Source organism: Sulfitobacter undariae (genome assembly GCF_014196805.1).
Classification (GTDB): domain Bacteria; phylum Pseudomonadota; class Alphaproteobacteria; order Rhodobacterales; family Rhodobacteraceae; genus Sulfitobacter; species Sulfitobacter undariae.
The window spans coordinates 11,608-32,471 of record NZ_JACIEI010000024.1 but is presented as its reverse complement, the minus strand read 5'-3'; the positions used below and the strand labels follow the sequence as shown (position 1 = coordinate 32,471).

15 protein-coding genes are annotated in these 20,864 nt (G+C 52.4%); 9 read left to right on the top strand and 6 right to left on the bottom strand.

Features of this window, described 5'->3' with window-relative positions:
* Window positions 1-963 precede the first annotated feature (963 nt).
* Complete coding sequence (locus GGR95_RS17970; protein ID WP_184568257.1) at window positions 964-1,110, bottom strand: hypothetical protein; 147 nt, start codon at window positions 1,108-1,110, stop codon at window positions 964-966.
* 1,077 nt (window positions 1,111-2,187) lie between these two features.
* On the opposite strand from GGR95_RS17970, the gene GGR95_RS17965 reads away from it, so the two are divergent.
* From GGR95_RS17965 to GGR95_RS17950, 4 genes are read left to right on the top strand one after another with little or no spacing between them, the layout of a single operon-like run.
* A complete protein-coding gene (locus GGR95_RS17965) occupies window positions 2,188-2,868 on the top strand; it encodes a hypothetical protein (protein WP_184568256.1) in 681 nt (226 codons plus the stop codon).
* Window positions 2,868-5,063 carry a DDE-type integrase/transposase/recombinase gene (locus GGR95_RS17960; RefSeq protein WP_184568255.1) on the top strand — a complete coding sequence of 732 codons (2,196 nt, stop codon included), beginning with the start codon at window positions 2,868-2,870 and terminating at the stop codon, window positions 5,061-5,063. Before GGR95_RS17965 ends, GGR95_RS17960 begins: the two co-directional genes overlap by 1 nt.
* A gap of 2 nt (window positions 5,064-5,065) precedes the next feature.
* A complete protein-coding gene (locus GGR95_RS17955) occupies window positions 5,066-6,040 on the top strand; it encodes a TniB family NTP-binding protein (RefSeq protein ID WP_184568254.1) in 975 nt (324 codons plus the stop codon).
* Complete coding sequence (locus tag GGR95_RS17950; RefSeq protein ID WP_184568253.1) at window positions 6,040-7,536, top strand: TniQ family protein; 1,497 nt, start codon at window positions 6,040-6,042, stop codon at window positions 7,534-7,536. Before GGR95_RS17955 ends, GGR95_RS17950 begins: the two co-directional genes overlap by 1 nt.
* Window positions 7,537-7,797: 261 nt before the next feature.
* On the opposite strand, the gene GGR95_RS17945 is transcribed toward GGR95_RS17950, so the two are convergent.
* From GGR95_RS17945 to GGR95_RS17935, 3 genes are all read right to left on the bottom strand, one after another.
* A complete protein-coding gene (locus tag GGR95_RS17945) occupies window positions 7,798-8,040 on the bottom strand; it encodes a hypothetical protein (protein ID WP_184568252.1) in 243 nt (80 codons plus the stop codon).
* Between the two features lie 176 nt (window positions 8,041-8,216).
* Complete coding sequence (locus GGR95_RS17940) at window positions 8,217-8,729, bottom strand: PRC-barrel domain-containing protein (RefSeq protein WP_184568251.1); 513 nt, start codon at window positions 8,727-8,729, stop codon at window positions 8,217-8,219.
* Window positions 8,730-9,060: 331 nt separating this feature from the next.
* Complete coding sequence (locus GGR95_RS17935) at window positions 9,061-9,423, bottom strand: VOC family protein (RefSeq protein WP_184568250.1); 363 nt, start codon at window positions 9,421-9,423, stop codon at window positions 9,061-9,063.
* A gap of 277 nt (window positions 9,424-9,700) precedes the next feature.
* On the opposite strand from GGR95_RS17935, the gene GGR95_RS17930 reads away from it, so the two are divergent.
* The 5 genes from GGR95_RS17930 to GGR95_RS17910 all read left to right on the top strand — a co-directional run bounded on the left by GGR95_RS17930 (window position 9,701) and on the right by GGR95_RS17910 (window position 13,692).
* Window positions 9,701-10,636, top strand: coding sequence for a PNPOx family protein (locus tag GGR95_RS17930; protein WP_184568249.1), 936 nt, complete (start codon window positions 9,701-9,703; stop codon window positions 10,634-10,636).
* A gap of 64 nt (window positions 10,637-10,700) precedes the next feature.
* A complete protein-coding gene (locus GGR95_RS17925) occupies window positions 10,701-11,372 on the top strand; it encodes a cupin domain-containing protein (protein ID WP_184568248.1) in 672 nt (223 codons plus the stop codon).
* Window positions 11,369-12,052, top strand: coding sequence for an SDR family NAD(P)-dependent oxidoreductase (locus tag GGR95_RS17920; RefSeq protein ID WP_184568247.1), 684 nt, complete (start codon window positions 11,369-11,371; stop codon window positions 12,050-12,052). Before GGR95_RS17925 ends, GGR95_RS17920 begins: the two co-directional genes overlap by 4 nt.
* Window positions 12,053-12,055: 3 nt before the next feature.
* The gene (locus GGR95_RS17915; protein WP_184568246.1) at window positions 12,056-13,102 is read left to right on the top strand and encodes a flavin monoamine oxidase family protein; all 1,047 of its coding nucleotides are present in this window, start codon (window positions 12,056-12,058) and stop codon (window positions 13,100-13,102) included.
* 14 nt (window positions 13,103-13,116) lie between these two features.
* Window positions 13,117-13,692, top strand: coding sequence for a TetR/AcrR family transcriptional regulator (locus tag GGR95_RS17910; protein ID WP_184568245.1), 576 nt, complete (start codon window positions 13,117-13,119; stop codon window positions 13,690-13,692).
* 296 nt (window positions 13,693-13,988) lie between these two features.
* Here GGR95_RS17910 and GGR95_RS17905 read toward each other — a convergent pair whose 3' ends face one another.
* Entirely contained in the window at window positions 13,989-19,550 is a 5,562-nt protein-coding gene (locus GGR95_RS17905; RefSeq protein WP_184568244.1) for an HYR domain-containing protein, read from the bottom strand.
* Window positions 19,523-20,506, bottom strand: a complete 984-nt coding sequence (locus tag GGR95_RS17900; protein WP_343042397.1) for a reverse transcriptase domain-containing protein — start codon at window positions 20,504-20,506, stop codon at window positions 19,523-19,525. The genes GGR95_RS17905 and GGR95_RS17900 overlap by 28 nt, the downstream gene beginning before the upstream one ends.
* Window positions 20,507-20,864 lie beyond the last annotated feature (358 nt).

Here is a 20,864-nt window from a genome sequence, read left to right as displayed (position 1 = left end):
GGCGAAATTCGTCCGTCCGTTTCAGTCCCATAGTTTATCTCCTTTGTTACAGTAAATGCTATCAAAGGAGCGGCATCAAACCGCGACAGGTCCAAACAGCCTTCGGGCAACTCCGATCCGAGCACCGGCGAAGGGCGTCCGTGGGTCGAGATATGCTGCTACACCTCTTCCATCGGTTTCGATGCTGGCACGAAGGTGCCCAAGAAAAGTGTCCATCTCACCCGCCCGGGCTCCGAGGAGCCTGCTTTCGTTTAAGCCAAGAAGCCAAGACGTGAACCGCCCCTCCTTGGTCACACCTTCGCATCGCCCGTCGGCGAGAAAGAGGAAATGTCGTTCGGGATTGCCGCGATACGGGTCTACGATGAGGGGCTTTTCGCGACCACTGATCTCGGACATTGGCGTTAGGTAGGGCGCGCGCGGGCCAATGACTGGGAACTCAGTGCGCTTACGGCTAGAGCACTCGATGCAGACCAAAATGAGGTTTTCGGGTTCGTAGGCAAGCCATACGTAGTGGTCCTGCTCTGAGTCGCCGTTTCCGTTCCCAGCATCACGCAACGGCCTAAAGGTTTCTATTAATGTCTCGACGTCCCGTGATGAGCGCTCGCAAAAGACGCATTTTTCGAAGCATCTTTCCTGAACTGCTGACTGAACGGGCTCCCAGAAATAGAAAGATTCGTCTATCTGGGCACGCCGCTGCGCTCGCTCCTGCTTCGGACGGCGGAGATAATCCCGAAGCTGGCGCAGGGACGCGCCCAGATAGGGATCATACGCTATTTTGGGATTGGGAAAGGGGCCGAGCCGGATCATTTAAGAATAGCCTCCCACGTCCCAAATAGGGTCTAGATTGCGGTTTGAATTGGCACCAAGCACTCCAAGCTCCTAACGGTTCTTAGCATTTCATTATCGGAATGACTTGCGAAAGCCTCCATAAATGCAAGTGATAGAGGGATACTGCGCTTCGCATCAAGGTCGACTTTGCAGAAATCGCTCTGCGAGGCCCAAACGGAAACGAAGGGCGTCAATGGGCTGGGTCCAGTCATCGTCTACATCTGACGTGAAGGGGAGTTTTGAGCCGATTGCGTTGAAAACACTCTCTATGGGGTCAGTCACGGCACTGCATCGACCACTCTGTCGCTGAGAGTATGTGTAGGTGCGGCAGAATCGACCCCTCATTATCGAGAATATTCAAGCCACGCTTTGGCGCGAAAATTCGACAGTCAGGATGTTTCAGCCCGTTGGATACAGAAAATCATCATTGCCAAAATTGCAAAAAGAAACACGGGGTTTTTGCTTCCAGCGATATGCGCTCAATCACGAGTGCATAAGGGTTTGTGAAGCGATACCCACCTGTCCCCCCAGTGGCCTACGAATAAAAATCGAGCGGGTTTCATTTATCCAGCTGAGTTAACTATACACTTTGTCCACGTGTTCGGTTTCCGATGGGCTATGCACACAAAATGTTGAGCCGTATATTCATCTCAGACGAAAGAAATGGAGCAAACTGCTTAAGAAAAGGGGCGCACAAATCTGATGGAGCCAGTGTTGTTTCATTCGAGCTTGGCTGGGATAGAAGTTTCTTCTGATGGAAGAGATTTAAAAAAAAATGAAACGCGTTTTTTTTATTTAAGCACATGAAAATAAACGGTTATTGACTCATAATGCGTGGTGTGGAAACTCACCACATGTTGCTTAAGATCTGGCTAGTTAAAACGGATCTTGGGCTGAATACGGAATGAAAAAGCGCGCACCAAAGATTGGCACGCGCAAAAGTTGGGGCTGAGATCGCCCGGTTATCTTGCTAGATATAGAGCCCGCTAAAGGGCCAAGCAAGCGCAGATCTCTCCCCCTCAAATTGATAGTCGGCTTGGCAATATCTTGTCGGGCCATGGAGAAGTTATGTCTGATGAATGGGTGAACTATTATGAAAACCAACCAATGATCTGATTGTCGGGAAGGTAAGTAACCTGAGCCGACCCTGGTCATTCTGAATTAGCCGTCTGGTGCCTTCGGCATAATCCACCCTTGAAGCAAATCCTGAAACCTCGGCTGCCTAAGTCCGGGGCCAGGGAAGGTGTGTCGGTGTCAGCTGGACAGATCAACCATCTACTCGACTGCGCAACGCTGAGAGTGGCGTGGTGACCTATAAATTATATGGGCGGCCCCCCCCCTAAATGGAAATACTGAACCATGAACGATCCTGAAAAACACCTCAAAAAAGCGCCCGCAAAAAGCCGTGCTATCCGCCATATCCCCAAAGCTTCAAAAGGGCACTTTGTGGGGGAATTGGTTTACAATAATGGCGACCAACCCCAGCGTCTTGGCTTTGCCAGCCTCAGCGAGCACAACGCCGCTTTGTGCCTAATCTACAGGCCCGATTTCTTGGACCTAGAGGAGCAACTCGCGGCACTGCCATTCGTTTTGCCGAATGGTGCCATGAGCACGCATTTCTTTGATTTCCGCTTCACCAATACAAGCGGGCATCGGGTCTGTATTTCAGTGAAGCCTGAACGGATTGCCAAAACATATGAATATAGGGCGCTTATTGCACAGGTTAAAAAAGCTGCCGTTGGCAATATTTGCGATGATGTAAAAACGATTACTGAACGCAACATTCGGCCCGAAGAGTTGCACAACGCGAAGCTGTTTCATGCGGCACGGGAGCCTGATGCAGTTTTGGATGAAATTGTTTCGAGCCACCTCTCGAAGCAATCAGACCCAATCTATATTAAAGACTTTCTGGAACGTGCCGGCATCGGCGGGCGTGGCTATTTCAGTGTTATTCGCGCCATCCGCGCTAAACGCGTAGCCTTGGTGACCAAAGCCAAAATCACAGGCCAAACCTTGATCGTCAGCAAGGTGGCCGGGTAATGGCTGCTCCGTTTAAAAAACAGGTGAAGATTCTGCTTGAAAAAGGCTGCGACTTTCAAATCGGGGTCCGCAAAGGCAGCGTGCTGGAGCTTCGTAAAGAAGGCTATCTGGTGTCTTGGGATGAATGGACGGATGACGAGACTGGTGAATGTCATGCCAGTGATTTCAACATCATGTCCTACGAAGATATTGTCACTGAAAACAATTATGGCTCATTGAGGATACTAAACCGCCCGTTGGCAAAACCGGTGGATCCAAAACAGGTGCGCCGGAGTGAAAGAGAATTGGTTGAAGTCGCACGCATGCGTTTCCGCAAGCAGTTTGTCTTGGCGATCCAAGAAATGGTGGACAATGGCAGCCTGAAGCTCACGCGCGACGACTTTGATTTAAGGGTTGTGGAAATCGTGACAAATGGCCGGATCCGTTACGATAAATACATCACGACACAACTGATGCGAGAGAATAAACGCGGTGGTGCGGTCGTCAAGAAAACGGACGTTCAGCGCGAACGGGATGTCGATTTTCATAAGGGCTTTAAAAGTGGCCATACGATGTGGAAGTGGTTTTGGCAGTGGCGCATCGATGGTGATGACGGCCTCTTCGATAGTTACCGGAACTGTGGAAAATACGCCCGCTATGGCACCGCTACAGATGCCCTAATTTGCAGGGTCTTAAATACGCTCTGGGATGAAGAACGCCCAACGATAACTTCGTTGGTTGAGAGCGTCCAAGGCGCCATAAACGCTGAAAATAAGCGTCGTGAACGATTGCCCGTCCCCGCAGCAAAGCTTCAACAGGTCGGATACGATTATGTTCTAGCAAAGATCAAAGAGAACGCGCCGATTGATCATGCGATCCGCAAGCATGGATGGGACAAAGCCTATAAAGACATGCATGCAGTCGGCATGGGGGTTGAAACATTTAGAGCCTTAGAGCGCGTGGAGGTTGACGAATATACGGTCGATTTGTTTGTTCTTATGGAAAATACCGGCCTTTTTGATCATTTACCCGCATCAATCAGAAATATGATTGGCTTGGATGGAGCGGCCCGCCGCGTAACGCTCTCCGCAGCGATTGATGTCCATACCAAGTGTCTGTTGGCATTGCAGATTGTGCCGAAGGCTTTGAAGACGCCGCTCAAGCAAACCCTCGAGATGATATACATGGACAAAACCCCTATCGCGGATGCGGCAGGCGCCAAATTTGGTTGGCCTATGGCAGGTGCGCCGGAAATGATCGTATTGGATCGAGGCTCGGCCTATGTGACGGATGATGCCTACGACATTCTTTCCTCTCTGGGCATCACCAATATGGGTGCGCCCGCTGGCAAGCCATGGTTGAAGCCTTTCATTGAACGCGTTTTTCGGACGATCCATAGTGACCTTCTTTTACGATTTTCGGGCCGAGCATTCAGCAATGTAGTGGAAAAGGGTGAAAATGAGTCTGAGCGCCGCGCAACCCTGACGCTGGAAGCATTCTTGGCTTGGCTCGTGCGGTGGGCGGTAGACGCATATCATACCAAAACCCATTCCTCGTTGGGCATGTCGCCTGCACAAGCATGGGCCAAAGCCGTAAAAGAATGTCCGCCGCGCTCTTTGACGAGCGCAGAAATGAGGGAGGCTTTTGGGGTCCGCAAGAGACGCAAACTCAATAGAGATGGGATTCTCATGAATCACGTCCACTACCAAACGGACAGAGTAATGGATCTTTATCTTAGATCCAAGGTCAAAGAGGTTGAAGTGCTGCGGTGGGACGGGGACATCGGCGCGATTAGCATTCGGGCCGATGATGGCCCTTGGACAACAGTCACTGCTCGGGACCCAATGTGGATCGGCAAAACCGATACAGATCTGAGAGTTTGGCTCCGTGACAAACCTGATCGGGATGAAGACGAACGTAATGCGCGAGAGGATTTCATCAATGACGTCAACGCGGAATCCTATCGCCTGAAACGTTTGGCCGGGCTAATTTCCTTGCCAAAGGACGCCGCTGATCTTGATCGCGACGTTGAAAGGTTTTCAAGGTTTGCTGACACGGCTGAACGTCGCCGTGCCGCCGGTGACTATCGGAATTTGCTGGATGATCTCGATAGAGATCTGGAGTTTGACGACAGTCAGCCTGAACCCACAGTTAAAGCTGCGCCTGACCAATTTGATCCCAGCGTGAATATTTCAGACGAAGATTCAATGGAGTAGATATGACTGACACGACTTCAATCACCCCCGTGACCATTCCAGAAAAGCTCAAATGGCTGGACGACCGCTATTGGCGTTTTGGGCAGGACGAGATGATGTCTGACTTCGTTGAAGATCTGTTTGACGTGGATGAACAGGGCCAGATGACGGGGGAGCCTAGACGCGACCCTCTGACCGGCGAGACAAAGGGGTTGATGGTCCTTGGGGGATCCGGCAGCGGGAAGACCGCAATGCTACAACGTATGCTACGCAAGAGCCCTGTCTTGACAAAATTCAAGGATGACCTGACCGGCAATACCTTGGTCGTTACGGTGCCTCCTGATGCGACTATTAAGAAGCTTGGGGAAATCATTCTTGCCAAAACCGGTTACAATAAAGTCGACCCGAGATCACGTGCTGCCGACCTTTGGGAAATGGCGCGTCATCGCTTCAGTATTGTCGGGATCAAAACCGTCATTATCGATGAAAGCCACCACATGCTTCTGCCTGGTCCTGGTAAAGATACGCGCACAGCCATTCAGTCCCTGAAGCATCTTATGCAGTCAGAGAACAGCGCGGCCCTCGTGATCGCGGGCGTGCCAGCCCTGCGCGATGCCATCATGTCTGAGCCCTCTGGTGAAACGTTTCGCCGGTGCCGGGTTTATGAACTCTCCAAAATTCGCACGGGGTCCAATGCTGCGCGGCTCTTTGCAATGAACTTTACAATGTCGGCAGAAAAGCTGGGAGTAAAAGTCCACGCAGAGGATGCCTTTGTGGAGCGGATTTTGTTCGCTGAACACGGTCAAGTTGGCCGTAGTATTGCACTGGGAAAGGAAATTCTGCGTGACGCAGTCATTCGCAATCGTGAAGAGCTGGCCCCCGAGCATGCCGAGCGGGTATTCCGGAAAATTAAAGGGGACATCGAAATGACGCCATTTCATCCCTCTGGCTGGGAAGCTGTGAAGCGCGAATTAGAATCCATTGGATGGAGCCAGTAATGAACCTATTGCCCCAGCTTCCTATCGATCCTGAGGAGACGCTGTTGTCTTATACTGACCGGCTTTCTGTGATGCACACAGGCCACGGCATGGACCGCCTTTTGAAGGACCTCGGCATTCACAAGGATCACTTTGTTTCGGGACGGCCTGATACAGTAACTGCCTTGGCCGATGCCACTGGGCATTCTGGCCATGAGCTTGAGGCAACAGCAATCCGCGTATTTCTACGGGCAAGCTCTTTTCGTGGCCATGAGATGTCCAAAACATTTCTCTCGCCGCGTGCGTCGCGTTATTGCCCTATCTGCTTGGCAGAAGACGGAGAAAAGAATGATCGTCGTTTCCGTCTGTTGTGGGGGTTTAGGCATGTTGTGCGTTGTGATCTGCATTCAATTCTGCTGGAAACGGCACCCGTGGCTAATGGCACAAATCTGCGGGTTTCGCTTGATGGCGCTCCACTCGCAAAACCCTTTGTGGCTGATGCAATAGAGCCGGAATATTTGCGTTGGCTCCGCAATCGCCTTCATGACACAAGCTACTACGAAGATTCCTGGATGAATGACCAGACCACTGAGCAAGTCTTGGCCGCAGCAGAAATGCTGGGTGCCATTTTGGAGCATGGTCATCGCGTCGCGGTGACAAAACTGACTTCTGCGCAAACCGAAGAGGCCACCGATATTGGTTTTTCAATTTACCAGGAAGGGCCGAAAGCCGTTGAGGAAGCTTTGGATACCATTCGTCAAACGTCACCAGCAAAGGCTGTTCAAGCCGGGGCACTCGCACATTATGGAAAGCTGTTCGATTGGCTTGACCGTCGTAGTAATGCCGTTGACCCAGGTCCTATCCGCGATATCCTTCGCGACCATATTGTGAAGCACTCAGCGGTGGAGCCTGGCACGACTGTGCTTGGAGTTGAAATCAACAAGCGGCGGTTTCACACAGTATATAGCTTATCCTCCGAGGTCGGCATTGAATATCGCCGCCTTTCTCGTCTCCTCAAAAGCCTCGGTCAGGTGCCGGAACACGCAACTGAAGTTGAAAGCGGGAACATGGTCTTTGACGCAGCCAAGGCCGTCCCGTTGATTCAATCCTTTAAAACGGCGGTGCCACTGATGAAGGTTCCCGAATATGTCGGTGCTAGTAAAGGCCAAGTTGAGGTCCTCTATCGTGCGGGTGTCTTAAAGCCACTCATTCCCAGAACTGGACCTAGGTCTGTCCGGCAGGTCGTGTTTGCGCGACAACACCTTGATGATTTTCTCGGAAAGATATCAACGCTACCGGAATTCACTCCTGAAAATTTCAACAATATTCACCCAATAGCATATGCGTGCCAACGTGGTGCAGGGCCCTTCGAGAAGGTATTTGACGAGATTATGTCAGGGTCGATCCCGTCCTTTCGTCATCCAGAAAAAATCGGGGTAAGGGCCATTTATGTCAATATCTCTGACGCTCTCGCGGTCAAGATCCTAGCCTCAATTAGAGATACAGTTGATGGATAGTCAGCCCGCTTCGGCGGGCTTTTTTGTTGTGTTATATTTTTCGTCGCGGGATCTTGGCCCGATTTTCGCGTAATCTTTGCTCCGATTTCACAATGGAAATAATTAATGCATTGCGTTTGCATGGCTTTTAAAGCTAATCCGAGACAACTTTACCCTGATTATCAGTTTTGTAAATCGGGATATAGTTGTCTCGGAATCGGGGCAAAGATTCCACGAAAGGCACCGCAAATCTACATGTAGCGCTCTTGCTGTGCGGCGTGTCTATATGCTGAATGGCCCAGCGTTGTAAACGTTTTTGTAGAGCATTTCAGCTCTCTCAACCGCAATCCCCAATTCAACAGTAAGATACGAGATTATCGCTTCTGCGGAAATATTGTTTGTCATAAGCATAGAAATCATGAGGGTGATCAGTTCGTCTGAGCTTCGAACAATCCCGCGAGCTTCCGCAACTTCTGGCTCGAGGGCCGCTTCGATTTCTGGGTTGGTTGGTTTATCTTCTGACATGTTATGGCTTTCTGATGTGGCAATCCTTTGCCGCGTGACACAATTCTTTCTTCTGAGAAGTTACTTTTGGTCAGTAGCGAACTTCAAACATATAAAGCGCCGTACATCTTTCACGGAGCATATTACCAGCACCCCGCTTTGAGCAGGGTGCTGTTTCTTTCATGAGCGTGGCAAGGTTAATTCGAGGTATCTGTAGCAGCACCGCGTGAAGGCGCTGTTGTGTCTACGCTGGCCATCAGGCCACTCAGCCGGGTCTCTTCAGGTAGACTTTCAACATCGGTCTCGTCGAATTCCGGCTGCTCTTTCAACGCATCTTTTGTTGTATCTACTTTCACCATCTGTTGGTCGGCATCGTAAGTGAAATCCGAAAGTGGCAAGGCCACGGTGTATTCACCAAGGCCGAGAAAGCCGCCTATTCCGACTACCGCACTCGCGGCACCACCGCTCCCGGCAATATAGTCGATTTCACCAATAGTAGCCCCGCTTGCTTCATAAACATTTTCACCGACGATATCGCCTACGGTCATTTCATTGATTGAGGTGAAGGTAGGTGCCCTTTCCGGTGCCTCTACTGGCATTTCTGTCGCTGTTGGAGCAGCGCTGCCCGATGTGTTGGTGTCTTGAGCCATTGCGCCACCCGCAATCAATGCAGATGCAGTTGCTGTCATCATAAGTGCCTTAAGTACCATTTTGATATTCTCCTTGGTGTCTATTCACATCTATGAAACATGAGGGTGAGGGTGTTGGTTCCAAAGTGCAGGCAGCAGCAACCATGACCAGCGAAAGGGCGCCTTTTTGGGGCTGATCTTGGCTTGTTTTCGCCGCATCAAAACAAGCTGTACTTGACGGATCAAACTGCGCTCAGTGCGTGCACGGCGGAATGAGTGTAAACTTACGATACTCATGTGAAGCCGTAAGAACTCCTGTTTGGTAAGGCTGAGCAGTGACACCATTAGCCTCTCGAAACAGACGATGCCCGTCTCAATCTCTCAAGACGGGCGGGTAATGCAATGAAACCAATCAACCAAAGATGTAGAAAGCCATTTTGTTTCCATCCGGATCACGGACATAAGCACCATAGAAAACATCATCAATTCGCTGACCAGGCGCGCCCTCGGATGTCGCGCCTAGGGAGATTGCCTTGTTGTAGAGCTCATTTACTTCCTCTTTCGATGAGGTCGAAAATGCAACCATAGAACCGTTACCACAACTTGGCGTTTTGCCATCGAAGGGCTTACACACCGCGATCATCGGTGCGTCCATTGCTTTCCCGATCATTGCCAGACGGCCAATGTCGACCTGAACTTTCGCATCGAAGAGTTCTGTGTAGAATTTTTTCGCTTTTTCGATGTCTTTCACACCAATGGTAGAATACCCAATCATGACTTGTCCCTCTGAGTTAAATAAGACTCTACCTACTAGAAGGTTCTATCGAAGACAGCAATGCTTTGCTGTCCCTTTCACTCAAACGTTATCGTTCCTCTAAACCTACCAAGATCCAACTTTAAGTAAGTCGTTTGTTGATAGGGTCAATTGATAGTGCTCCCAGCTATTAATAACGCGGCTTCACCATTTCGCGAGGTTGGACATTTATCTGGTGGCGAGATTGACACGAAACCTACCTACTGGCAGGTATCATACAGGCGGTAGGAGCTCCACAATGTCAGATTTAATCAGTGTCTTTCACGAAGGCGAACGCAAGTTACACCAAAAGCTGAACATTGAAGAACGGCAACACCAGCTGGGCTTGCGCATGATCCGAGGCCAATTGCCCGATCAACATCGCGAATTCTTCGCTGCCTTAGAGAGCATCCACATTGGTGCGGCAGACGATGACGGCCATCCTTGGGCCATCATGCGCACAGGCGCGGCCGGTTTTTTGACGTCTCCCGACGACAAGACTCTGGTAATCACGTCTTGCGCTCTACTCGGCGAGCCCGACAACCTTAACCTTACTGTTGGGGCAAAAGTAAGCGTGGTCGGGATTGAGTTTGAAACGCAACGCCGCAATCGTGCCAACGCCACCATTGAGGCCGTGAATGACAGCACTATCACGATGCGCGTGGATCAAAGTTATGGCAATTGCCCAAAATACATTCAAGTCCGCAGCAAAACGCCAAAAAGCCCCTCAGAACGGCAAGCGTTGACCAAAGCGGTGGCACTGAGCGCCGCAGATATAAGACAGGTTACCAGCGCCGACACCTTATTGATTGCATCGCGTGCCGCGCATTTAAGCGATAACCCGCGGGACGGTGTCGACATCAACCATCGGGGCGGGATGCCCGGCTTTGTGACCGTACTGGACGATATGACACTCCAGTTCCCTGATTATAAGGGAAACAACTTTTACAACACATTTGGTAACATCATGACCGACAATCGGATTGGCCTCCAGTTCGTTGATTTTGAAACAGGCACTTTGTTAAACATCAAAGGAACAGCCGAGGTTGTAGAAAAACTGAACGATGGGAAGCTCCCCCTCATGGGACGCGGCTTACGGATCAAAATCCTCAACATCATCCGGGCAGAAGCCGCCTTGCCGATCCGATATACACTTACAGCCTATTCTAATCGTAACCCTCTACCGAGACCTTGAACACGTAACCTACCGATAGCCACATTTACGCAGAACACAGCCAGCACGCAAAAGGATGCCCACAATGGAACTGAACGCCGATTTCAAAGAGCAGATCACTATTCACTCTGAACAACTTGAATGGATACCCTCTCCTATGCAGGGCGTTGACCGCCGAATGCTTGACCGGATCGGCGGGGAAGTGGCGCGTGCAACCTCCATCGTTCGCTATGCGAAAGGCAGCAAATTTTCCGCCCATACCCATACGGGTGGTGAGGAATTTATTGTCCTCGACGGAGTATTTCAGGACGAACATGGTGACTTCCCTGAAGGGACCTATGTGCGCAACCCGCCTACCACGTCACATACTCCCGGTTCGGACGAGGGATGCACAATTTTTGTGAAACTCTGGCAATTTGATCCAGATGATCGCAATCAATTCCGCAAGACTATGGCAGAAGAACTGGCCACACCGATCGATGGGGTAGCAACAGCGCATTTGCACAGCGATGCCTTTGAAGTTGTGACCTATCACCACCTTGATGCAGGTGCGGCCTTATCCAAGTCAGACGTTGGCGGAACCGAGATGTTGGTGATCCACGGCACTGTGACGCATGGCGCGGACACTTTGGACAAAGGCGCGTGGTTGCGACTGCCAGAAGGTGATGCACTGCATGTTACCGCGGGCAAAGATGGTGCAAAAATCTGGATCAAAACGGGCCATTTGGCCCACGCAAAAGCACCGGTGACCAAATGACAATCAAGAAACCACTCGCTATCGTCGCGGGCGCCGGCACGGGTCTTGGCCAATCTCTTTGCGCAAGCGTTGAACAGGACGGATATCAGGTTGTCGGTCTTGGCCGAACAGCACCCTCAAATCCAATCGGCCAGTTTCATGCCCTTGATCTGGCAGATATGAACGCCGCGCCTACCAAATTGACAAGCATCATAAACGACTACGGTCCACCCAAAATTGTGATCCACAACACAGCTGAGCTTGTGATTGCTCCGCTTGCGGATACGACTTTGGACGATTTTTCCCGGACGTGGACCTCAATGGTGCAGAGTGCATTTATCCTCGCTCAAACGACCCTACCTCAGATGGAAAAAGCTGGCGGGGGGACGTTCATCGTTTCAGGTGCAACAGCTTCCCTGCGCGGCGGCGCGAAATTCGCGGCATTCGCCAGTGCAAAATTTGCCCTGCGCGGCCTGACACAATCGCTTGCGCGGGAATACCAACTCAGAGGTATCCACGTCTGTCACGTCATTCTTGATGGTATCATTGACACGGCCAAATCGCGCGACCAACACAGTCTTGATCCCTCAAAAATGATGAGACCCGAAGACATCGCGCAAGCATATTTGCAATTGGTCCATCAACCACAGTCGACATGGACTCACGAGCTGGATCTGCGCCCCGCATCCGAAGGATTTTAGAGGATGACAACTCTCATCATTGGCGGCGGCTTGTCTGGCCTCACCGTTGCCCGCGGACTTGAAGAGAAAGGCCACGATTACACGTTAATCGAAGCCCGTGCGCGATTTGGGGGACGCATCAAAACCGAGCACCATGAGGGCGGCGCGTTCGACATCGGGCCAGCATGGTTTTGGCCAGATCAACCGCGCATCGCCGACTTGATCCAGAAGCTGGATATTAAAAAGTTCGACCAGTTTGCATCTGGCGATCTGGTCTATGAAAACGAGCGAGGACAGGTTCAGCGTGGGCGCGGTTTTTTCTCTATGCAGGGCGCATTGCGGGTTGAAGGGGGGCTTGGAACACTGATTGCCGCGCTCGCCGATGACTTACCCACAGATCGAAAACGGCTGAATGCTGTCGTCACGGCATTGACGCAAACCGATACAGGGATCACCGCTACGTTAGACAATGGCGACAAATTAAACGGGGACCGCGTGATCCTCGGCTTACCCCCACGTATCGCAGGCAAAATCACATTCACCCCTGCCCTGCCCGATGAGGCTATAGCATCCTTGCAGAGCATTCCTACATGGATGGCGGGACAGGCCAAGGCAGTTGCCGTTTACAGCACGCCCTTTTGGCGCGAAGACGAATTGTCTGGCGATGCGCAAAGCCGCTTTGGCCCGATGGTCGAAATCCACGATGCATCCCCCGCGCGTGGCGGCCCCCATGCATTATTCGGGTTCATTAGTGTACCACCCCGCGCCCGCACAGATGAGCAAAACCTACGCCAACACCTGTCCGCACAACTGATCCGCCTATTCGGACCAAAAGCTGCAAACCCCAAAGCGTTGTTCGTCAAGGATTGGGCCTCTGATCCCTACACCGCGACCCACGCAGACCAAGACACTCTTCTTGCACACCCGACTTATGGGCTGCCCCCGGCACTGACTGGTCTATGGGACAGCCAATTATATTTTTCCGGTACAGAGACGGCGCCGCAATTCGGTGGATATCTCGAAGGGGCTTTGGAAGCCGCCGAAAACGTATTACAAACATTGGAACTCTAAAACAGGTAACCAAAATGCCAACGCTTGACACAAAAACCGCTTTATTGAATTCCGCAGAGAACGCAGCGCGCACCTTGGGCTTCGATGGTTTCAGCTACGCCGATCTTGCTGAAGATGTTGGTATCCGCAAAGCAAGCATTCATCACCATTTCCCAACGAAGGCGAAACTCTCCGTCGCCCTGATGCAGCGGTATCATGAAGCTTTTCAAGCTATAGGGGCCGAAATCATAGCCAGCAATGGAACAGGTGGCACGCAGCTTTCTGCATTAATTGATCAATATAGAACTGGCAGCAACGGAGGTAAGCAACTCTGTCTTTGTGCCTCATTCTCCGCAAGCCGAGACAGCCTGCCTGACGACGTACTTCAGCAAATCAACCTCTTTCGTACAATGGTGATCGATTGGATGACTGCCGCGTTCAAAAAAGGTCGAACCGACGGATCAATTACGGGCGTCAGCGAACCTCAGCTAGAGTCCGCGGCCGCGCTATCGTTATTAGAAGGCGCACAACTTGCCGCGCGCTCCCAAGAGAACCCAGAGCTTTTCGAAACCGCAGTAAAACTTTTGAGCATGCGTATTCAGAGTTCGTAACTGTCTCTAACAGCATAACTTCAAGCTGATCTTTGATCTCTTTGGCTTCGTCATTCATGTGCTGTTTGCTGTTCTGCGGCGCAAAAGACCCATTGATTTCAATTGGAAACTTGGCAATCATCCACAGCATATCTTTTATTCGGGACACCAAACTTTCCGCGATAGGAATATTTTCTCAGGAAAGTCATACTTCGCATATCCAGGTAACCGCCTTGATGAAGGCAGTGTTCATCCTGACAGCCGATCTATCGAATGGTCGACTGTCAGGGGATTTCAAAAACGTCATTTCGCAATCATCAGAACGTTGCCTCATACCCGAGACTCAGGCCAAAGCTTTCGAAACTGTTTGCCCCGATCCCATCGTAGAAGGTTGCGGCATTGAAACTCTGACCATGTGGAAGGTCGTAACCTACTCCAAGCTCGACGCGCCCCCGCCCCCCTTCGTAATCGGGGGTCACCGTGGAAGCATAGCCGCTGCCACTGGTATGTGACCAGATACCGGACACGCCACCCCAGAGCTCGAACTCCCCGTTCGGGATCGAGATGGTCCGGTTGAAGTCCATGCCGAACTCGATCTGGCCAAGCTCGATACCTTGCTTGGGGATCGTATTGCCCATGGTGTCCTCATAGGCTTCTTGATCATCTGTCGTATAGGAAATGTCAAAAAACGGTGTCAGAATAGTTGCGCCATAGTCCATCTCACCCGCGACTTTGAACTGGGCAAGAAAGCGTTTGGAGTCGAAGTCGTCCTCATAGGTGCCAAACGGAGAAATCTTGTTGCTGGTCTCCCCGTAAAGCAGCCGACCCTCAAAGTGGAGCGGGTGGTTTGCGGATTTGGCTACTAAGTAAGGACCAGCCATCCAGCCTGTACCGCTCATCTTGGCCACACCCGTTTCCTCAGTCAGGTGGTCGAACTGGAGCATGCCACCCAGCAAGAGGTTTTCGTTGATCTTTTGGTGGCCGCCAAAGGCACCGAACAGATACTTTCCCTTACTATCTTCGTCGTTGGACCATGCCCCGGTTGCACGAACCCAGACCGGATAGTCAGGACGCGAGGCAAAGTCAAAATTGCCGTAACCACGTGTCACATAGAGATCGAGCTCCCCTTTACCATTTCCTGACAGGAAGGCCATCAGGTCAGGCTGGTTGCGCACCAGCTGGTTGACGCGGGTTTGCATGAAACCGGCAATCAGTTCTTGCGTACGCTCCACGGTCGTATCGTCGATGCTGACCGTATTGGAAGCCAGATTGCCGTTACCCGCAGCGTCATAGGCACCGTTCGCAGGAACCGTGAGGATCACATCACCTGCGCCCGTTGCGATCAAGGATACTGCATAGACAGAACCGCTTCCGCTCACTCCGGTGACCCGGGCGTTTTTGGTGGCCATATCTGCGCCATCGAACCCAATGACATCCTCAGAGAATGTCACTGTGACAGCGAAGCTTGACGAGGACGCCGCGGACTCTGGCGCGCCCGTGATGCTTACGGTAGGCGCAACTGCATCATGCATTACCTTGACCACATTCGAGGCCGTATTCGGGTTGCCTGCCGCATCATTAAGAACACCAGCTGGAACAGACAAGCTGACCTCGCCATCAGCCGTAGGTGTCACGATCGCGATGTAGTTCAATCCGGATCCAGTAAGCGTGGCATCCGCATTGACCAGAGCGAGGTCGGATGCAGTGAAGTCACTGCTGGCCTCGGAGAGTGTAATCGCTGCGGTATAGGTCCCATTCACGGGGCCGCTCAATGCTGCAATCGTAACTGTTGGCGCGACATCATCTCCGGCAAACTTGAGGGTCAAGGTTTGGGAAACGTTACCAGCGGCATCTGCTGCAACGATGGTAATATCGCCGGATCTCTGCGCAGCATGGGCCACGAGAGAGAATGCACCTGTTACAGGGTCAGCGGTTACCGATTGCGTGCTTCCATCTGGGAAGGTGACGGTCACAATACTGCCGGGTTCAGCCGTTCCTGACACGTTGGGGCGGCCATCCGGAGTTGATGTAGGAGCCGACGCGACAGGTTGAGCTGGAACAGTTGTATCCTGAATCACAACCGTGAAGACCACAGGCGTTGCTTGATTGCCCGCGCTATCCTGTGCCGTCACAGTGACCTCTGTCGTCCCAACAGGGAAGGCATGCGGGCTTGTGATTGCTGAACCGTCCACTGAGAACTCAGGTGTGATTGTCTCACCAGAGTTATCCGATACCGTTGCGTTCAACACAACAGAGGCGGTGTTCACGTCTGCATCGGTGGTTACCGAGACATCGGATGTACCGGAAATCACGGGTGCAATTGCGTCAGCCACGGTCACGTTGAAGCTTACAGGCGTCGCTGCATTGCCTGCGCTGTCTTGCGCCGTGACAGTTACCGTTGTCTTCCCTGCAGGGAAGACATGAGGGCTTGTGACTGCTGATCCATCCACTGTGAAGACAGGTGCGATCATCTCGCCCGAGTTGTCCGTTACCGTGGCATTCAACACAACCGAGGCGGTGTTCACAGTGATATCCGCGGTACCGGAGATGACTGGTGCGCCTGCATCAGCAACGGTCACGTTGAAGGTCACCGGCGTCGCTGCGTTACCTGCGCTGTCTTGCGCGGTCACGGATACCTTTGTTGTCCCGATAGGGAAGTTGTGCAGGTTTGTGACAGTTGAACCGCCTACCGTGAAGGTGGGCGTAATCGTCTCACCCGAGTTGTCCGCTACCGTCGCGTTCAACACAACAGAAGCTGTGTTCATACCCGCATCGGTGTTCACAGAGACATCCGCAATGCCGGAGATGACCGGAGCGCCCGCGTCAGTCACGGTGACATCGAAGGTCACTGGCGTGGCTACGTTCCCTGCGCTGTCTTGTGCGCTCACCGTTACCGTTGTTGTACCGGCAGGGAAGCTGTGCGGGCTTGTGACTGCAGAACCGTCGGCCGTAAAGACAGGAGTGAGTGTCTCACCCGAGTTATCCGTTACCGAGGCATTCAACACAACAAAAGCGGTGTTCGCACCTGCATCGGTGCCCACAGAGACATCCGCGGTGCCTGAGATGACCGGAGCACCGGCGTCAGCAACAACTACATTGAAGGTCACCGGAGTGGCCGCATTGCCTGCGCTGTCTTGCGCGCTCACCGTTACCGCTGTTGTCCCAAGAGGGAAGGCATGCGGGCTCGTGACGGGTGAACCGTCGACTGTGAAGGCAGGCACGATCGTCTCGCCTGAATCATCGGATACCGTCGCATTTAAGGGCACCGAGGCTGTGTTTGCACCCGCATCGGTGTTTGTCGAGATGTCCGCGGTACCGGAAATCACGGGTGCATTTGCATCAGACACGGTGACATTGAAGCTCACCGGCGTCGCTGTGTTACCTGCGCCGTCTCTGGCGTTCACTGTTACCGTGGTTGTCCCGACCGGGAAGGTATGAGGGCTGGTGACTGTTGAGCCGTCGACTGAGAATTCAAGCATGATCAGGTGACCTGAATTATCCGTCGCCGACGCTGTAAACGCTACAGAAGCGGTATTCGCACCTGCATCGGCGTCCACCGAGATGTCCGCAGTACCGGAGATTACCGGAGCTTCTGCATCTGCTACAATGACATTGAAGGTTACCGGCGTCGCCGCATTGCCTGCGCTATCTTGCGCGGTCACGGTTACCTCTGTTGTCCCAACCGGGAAGCTGCGCGGGCTCGTGATGGGTGATCCGTATACGGAGAAAACAGGTGTGATCGTCTCTCCAGAGTTGTCGGAAACCGTAGCATTTAAAGGCACCAAGGCTGTGCTGGTTCCAGCTGCGGCGTTCACCAAGACATCTGACGTGCTGGAGATGACCGGAGCATCTGCGTCTGACACGGTGACATTGAAGGTCACCGGCGTCGCCGCATTGTCCGCACTATCTTGCGCGCCTACCGTTACCGTTGTTGTCCCAATCGGAAAGCTATGTGGGCTTGTGATTGCTGAGCCGTCCACTGTGAAGGCGGGCGTGATCGTCTCGCCGGAATTATCCGTTACTGTCGCATTCAACACGACAGAGGCAGTATTCGCGCCTGCATCGGTGTTTACGGAGACATTTGACGTGCCAGAAATTACTGGAACTTCTGCATCGGTCACAGTCACATCGAAGGTCACCGGCGTCGCCGCATTGCCTACACTATCTTGCGCGGTCACTGTTACCGTCGTTGTCCCAATCGGGAAGCTGCGCGGGCTGGTGACGGGTGATCCGTATACGGAGAAAACAGGGGTAATCATCTCACCTGAATTGTCGGTTACCGTCGCGTTCAACACAACAGAGGCGGTATTCGCGCCTGCATCCGTATTCACGGAGACATCTGATGTTCCGGAAATTTCCGGAAAGCCTACATCTGTCACGATCACATCAAAGTTCACAGGCGTCGCGGCGTTACCCGCAACATCCTGCGCCGTTACGGTGACAGTTGTTGTCCCAATCGGGAAGTTATGGGGGCTCGTGATTGTTGCGCCGTTCGCTGTGAATACAGGGGAGGGATCAATAAGTGCATTATCTGTTACCGTTGCATTCAATGTCACCGATGCGGTGCTCGCGCCTGGATTGGTGTTTGCGGAGACATTCGAAGTCCCGGAAATAACTGGTGCTTCGGCATCCGTCACGGTCACGTCGAATTGTACCGGCACGGCTTCGTTACCCGCGAGATCATTCGCCCTGACCGTAACTGTAGTTGTTCCGATAGGGAAATCGTGCTGGTTCAAGAGGGGAAAAGAACCTGAGGTGAAGGTGGGTGTAATGGTCTCGCCTGAGTTATCCGTTACCGTGGCAGACATTGTAAGAGAGGCAGTATGCGACCCCGCATCGGTGTTCACCGAGACCTCCGAGAGGGCTGAAATCACAGGGCCTTCGCGATCTGTCACGTTGACGTCGAATTGTTGAGGCGTCGCTTTGTTACCTGCGCTATCTTGCGCCGTTACAGTTACTGTCGAAGTCCCAACTGGGAAAACATGAGGGCTTGTGATCGTTGAGCCATTTAATGTGAAGACAGGCTCGATCACCTCACCTGAAGTATCGATTACACTCGCGTAAAGAGCAACTGAAGCAGTGATTTTTCCGAGATCGGTGCCAATACTTACGAAACCGGGCGTGGCGTAAATCACCGGCGGCTCTGTGTCTGCTGGAGCTGTCACAGTGATTGTGACGCTTGAGGCAGCAGAAACCGCACCCAGATTATCTGAAACAACGAGATCATAGATGAAAGTCTGATCCACATCGCCGAACTGCAAGGTCGGGGCTGTGAAGCTTGGCTCGGCGGTGGTCTCACCCGTAAATGTTTCCCCGGTACCTGTTCCGCCATTGCGGTTCCAGGCATAGCTGTCAATGGTGCCATCACTATCCGTTCCGGACCCATTCAGCGTAACCTGCGTGCCGGACGCCACAGCAACAGCCGTACCTGCATCGGCGGTAGGGATAACGTTCGCGGGCATCGAGCCGGCACCCACTTGCCGCTCTTTCATGTATGACGCACCCGAGGGGAATGTTTGTCTGTAGCTCAAGCCGATGTAGTCGTCGGTATAAAACGAGCCGTCTGCCCCGTTCTGCGTCAGGTTTGAGATCACCGAAGCCTCCCCCACGCACGCTTGCAGCAGGTCAAGCGTAATAGGCCTAGATGAAACTATCACACCGTCTTTGAAATGGCTGCCCCCAGCGTGATATGTGACACCGGAGGCTGTGAGCCTAACGTAAGCGTTTAAGGTATCGTACGGATTGGTGCCTTCAATCCAACAATCCGCGCCGAATTGCACTGTGAATGCCCCGATGTCGCCTCGGTTGAACCCGTAGGCAGTCGACCCTGCTGTCGCAAGCGTAACAGCAATCAGACCGGCAAATAGTTTTTTCCACATGTTTCCAGCCCTCCAGAGGCCCAGCGGTAGAACCGCCTTTGGTAGACCTTCAGCAGCTGCGTGATATCTTCATGCGAAGTGACAACAGGTCGTTTGTTGAGATAAGCCCAAGCCGCATCATGGCGGCCTGGTATGGTTGACTGCCCACCCCAGCCGTTGCGATAGGCGCGCAACTGTCTGTGGTACGGCTCATAAAGCCGGGTCAGTTTTTCTTGGTGGCGTTTCACCGTGACCGCTGACAGGCGTAGTCCTGTAGGGGCATGGTGATAACCGAGAAAGTCAAAACCTCGGGCAATTGGCCCGATGGTTATTTTGTCAGGATGTTGACGCAGGCCCAAGGCTGCGAGCTCCCTGTTCATGGCTGCGATGGCACGACGCAATTTCCAGCGGCTGGGGGCCATGATCAGAATGTCATCCATGTAACGGATATAGAAACAGCCCGAGTGACGCGTTGTCATTGCCACGTCCAGATCATGTAAATGAAACGCTCCCATCAATGGACTGAGACAACAGCCAGCCGTAATACCACAGGAGACCTCGCGAAATGTGCCACCATATTCAACTGTGCGGCGCATGTATTGCACCAACAGGTTCATCATTGGTCGGCTGGTAACGTGGCGCGCCACCTGCGTCGGCAGTTTGTCGTGATCAATGGAGGCGTAAAATGACTTCACATTGGTGCGGCAAACGAAACGATATTCGGGCAAGGCGGGCTGGACCTGCCGTACCGCCCCCTTTTGCCTGCCATGGCCGCGAAGATGTCTGCAGACTGTTGATCTGGGCAGGATGCGCGATAGGGCTTTGGTCAAATCTCGAAGTTTAAGTGTGTCCTTGAGGCAGCGGCTGGGCCGATGTTGCCCCTCGTGAGAGATCAACAGTGGTTTGAGGACATGATGCTGCCGTCCGAGCGCTGAGCCTCGGCTGCCAATAGCATGTCCACGTCCTGATGTTATCACTGTTGGTACTTTCAAAGCTGAATTGAAATTCAGCGATTCGTAATTGGTGTTGAAGGGAGGCGGACAACAAAATTACTCAGTACCTTTAATACAGTGTGAATAAGTAGCGTCTTTTGAAGAGCTTACGTCAAGCTTTCTAAAGGAAAACGGAATGCACCCCCCTTAACTGTGTATGAATCGCCACAGTCCTCTCATTCCTGAAACGGCCTACAGTCAGACTGTTCTGCTATAAAAGATCGGCTTTACGTGCTCACTGCCAGCCTGATCGTATGAACCTTCCATCCATATTCCATCCAGTTGATCCAATTTAATGTTTGACACACTGCGTTTACTCCGACATGTTTTGCGCATGTTGAAG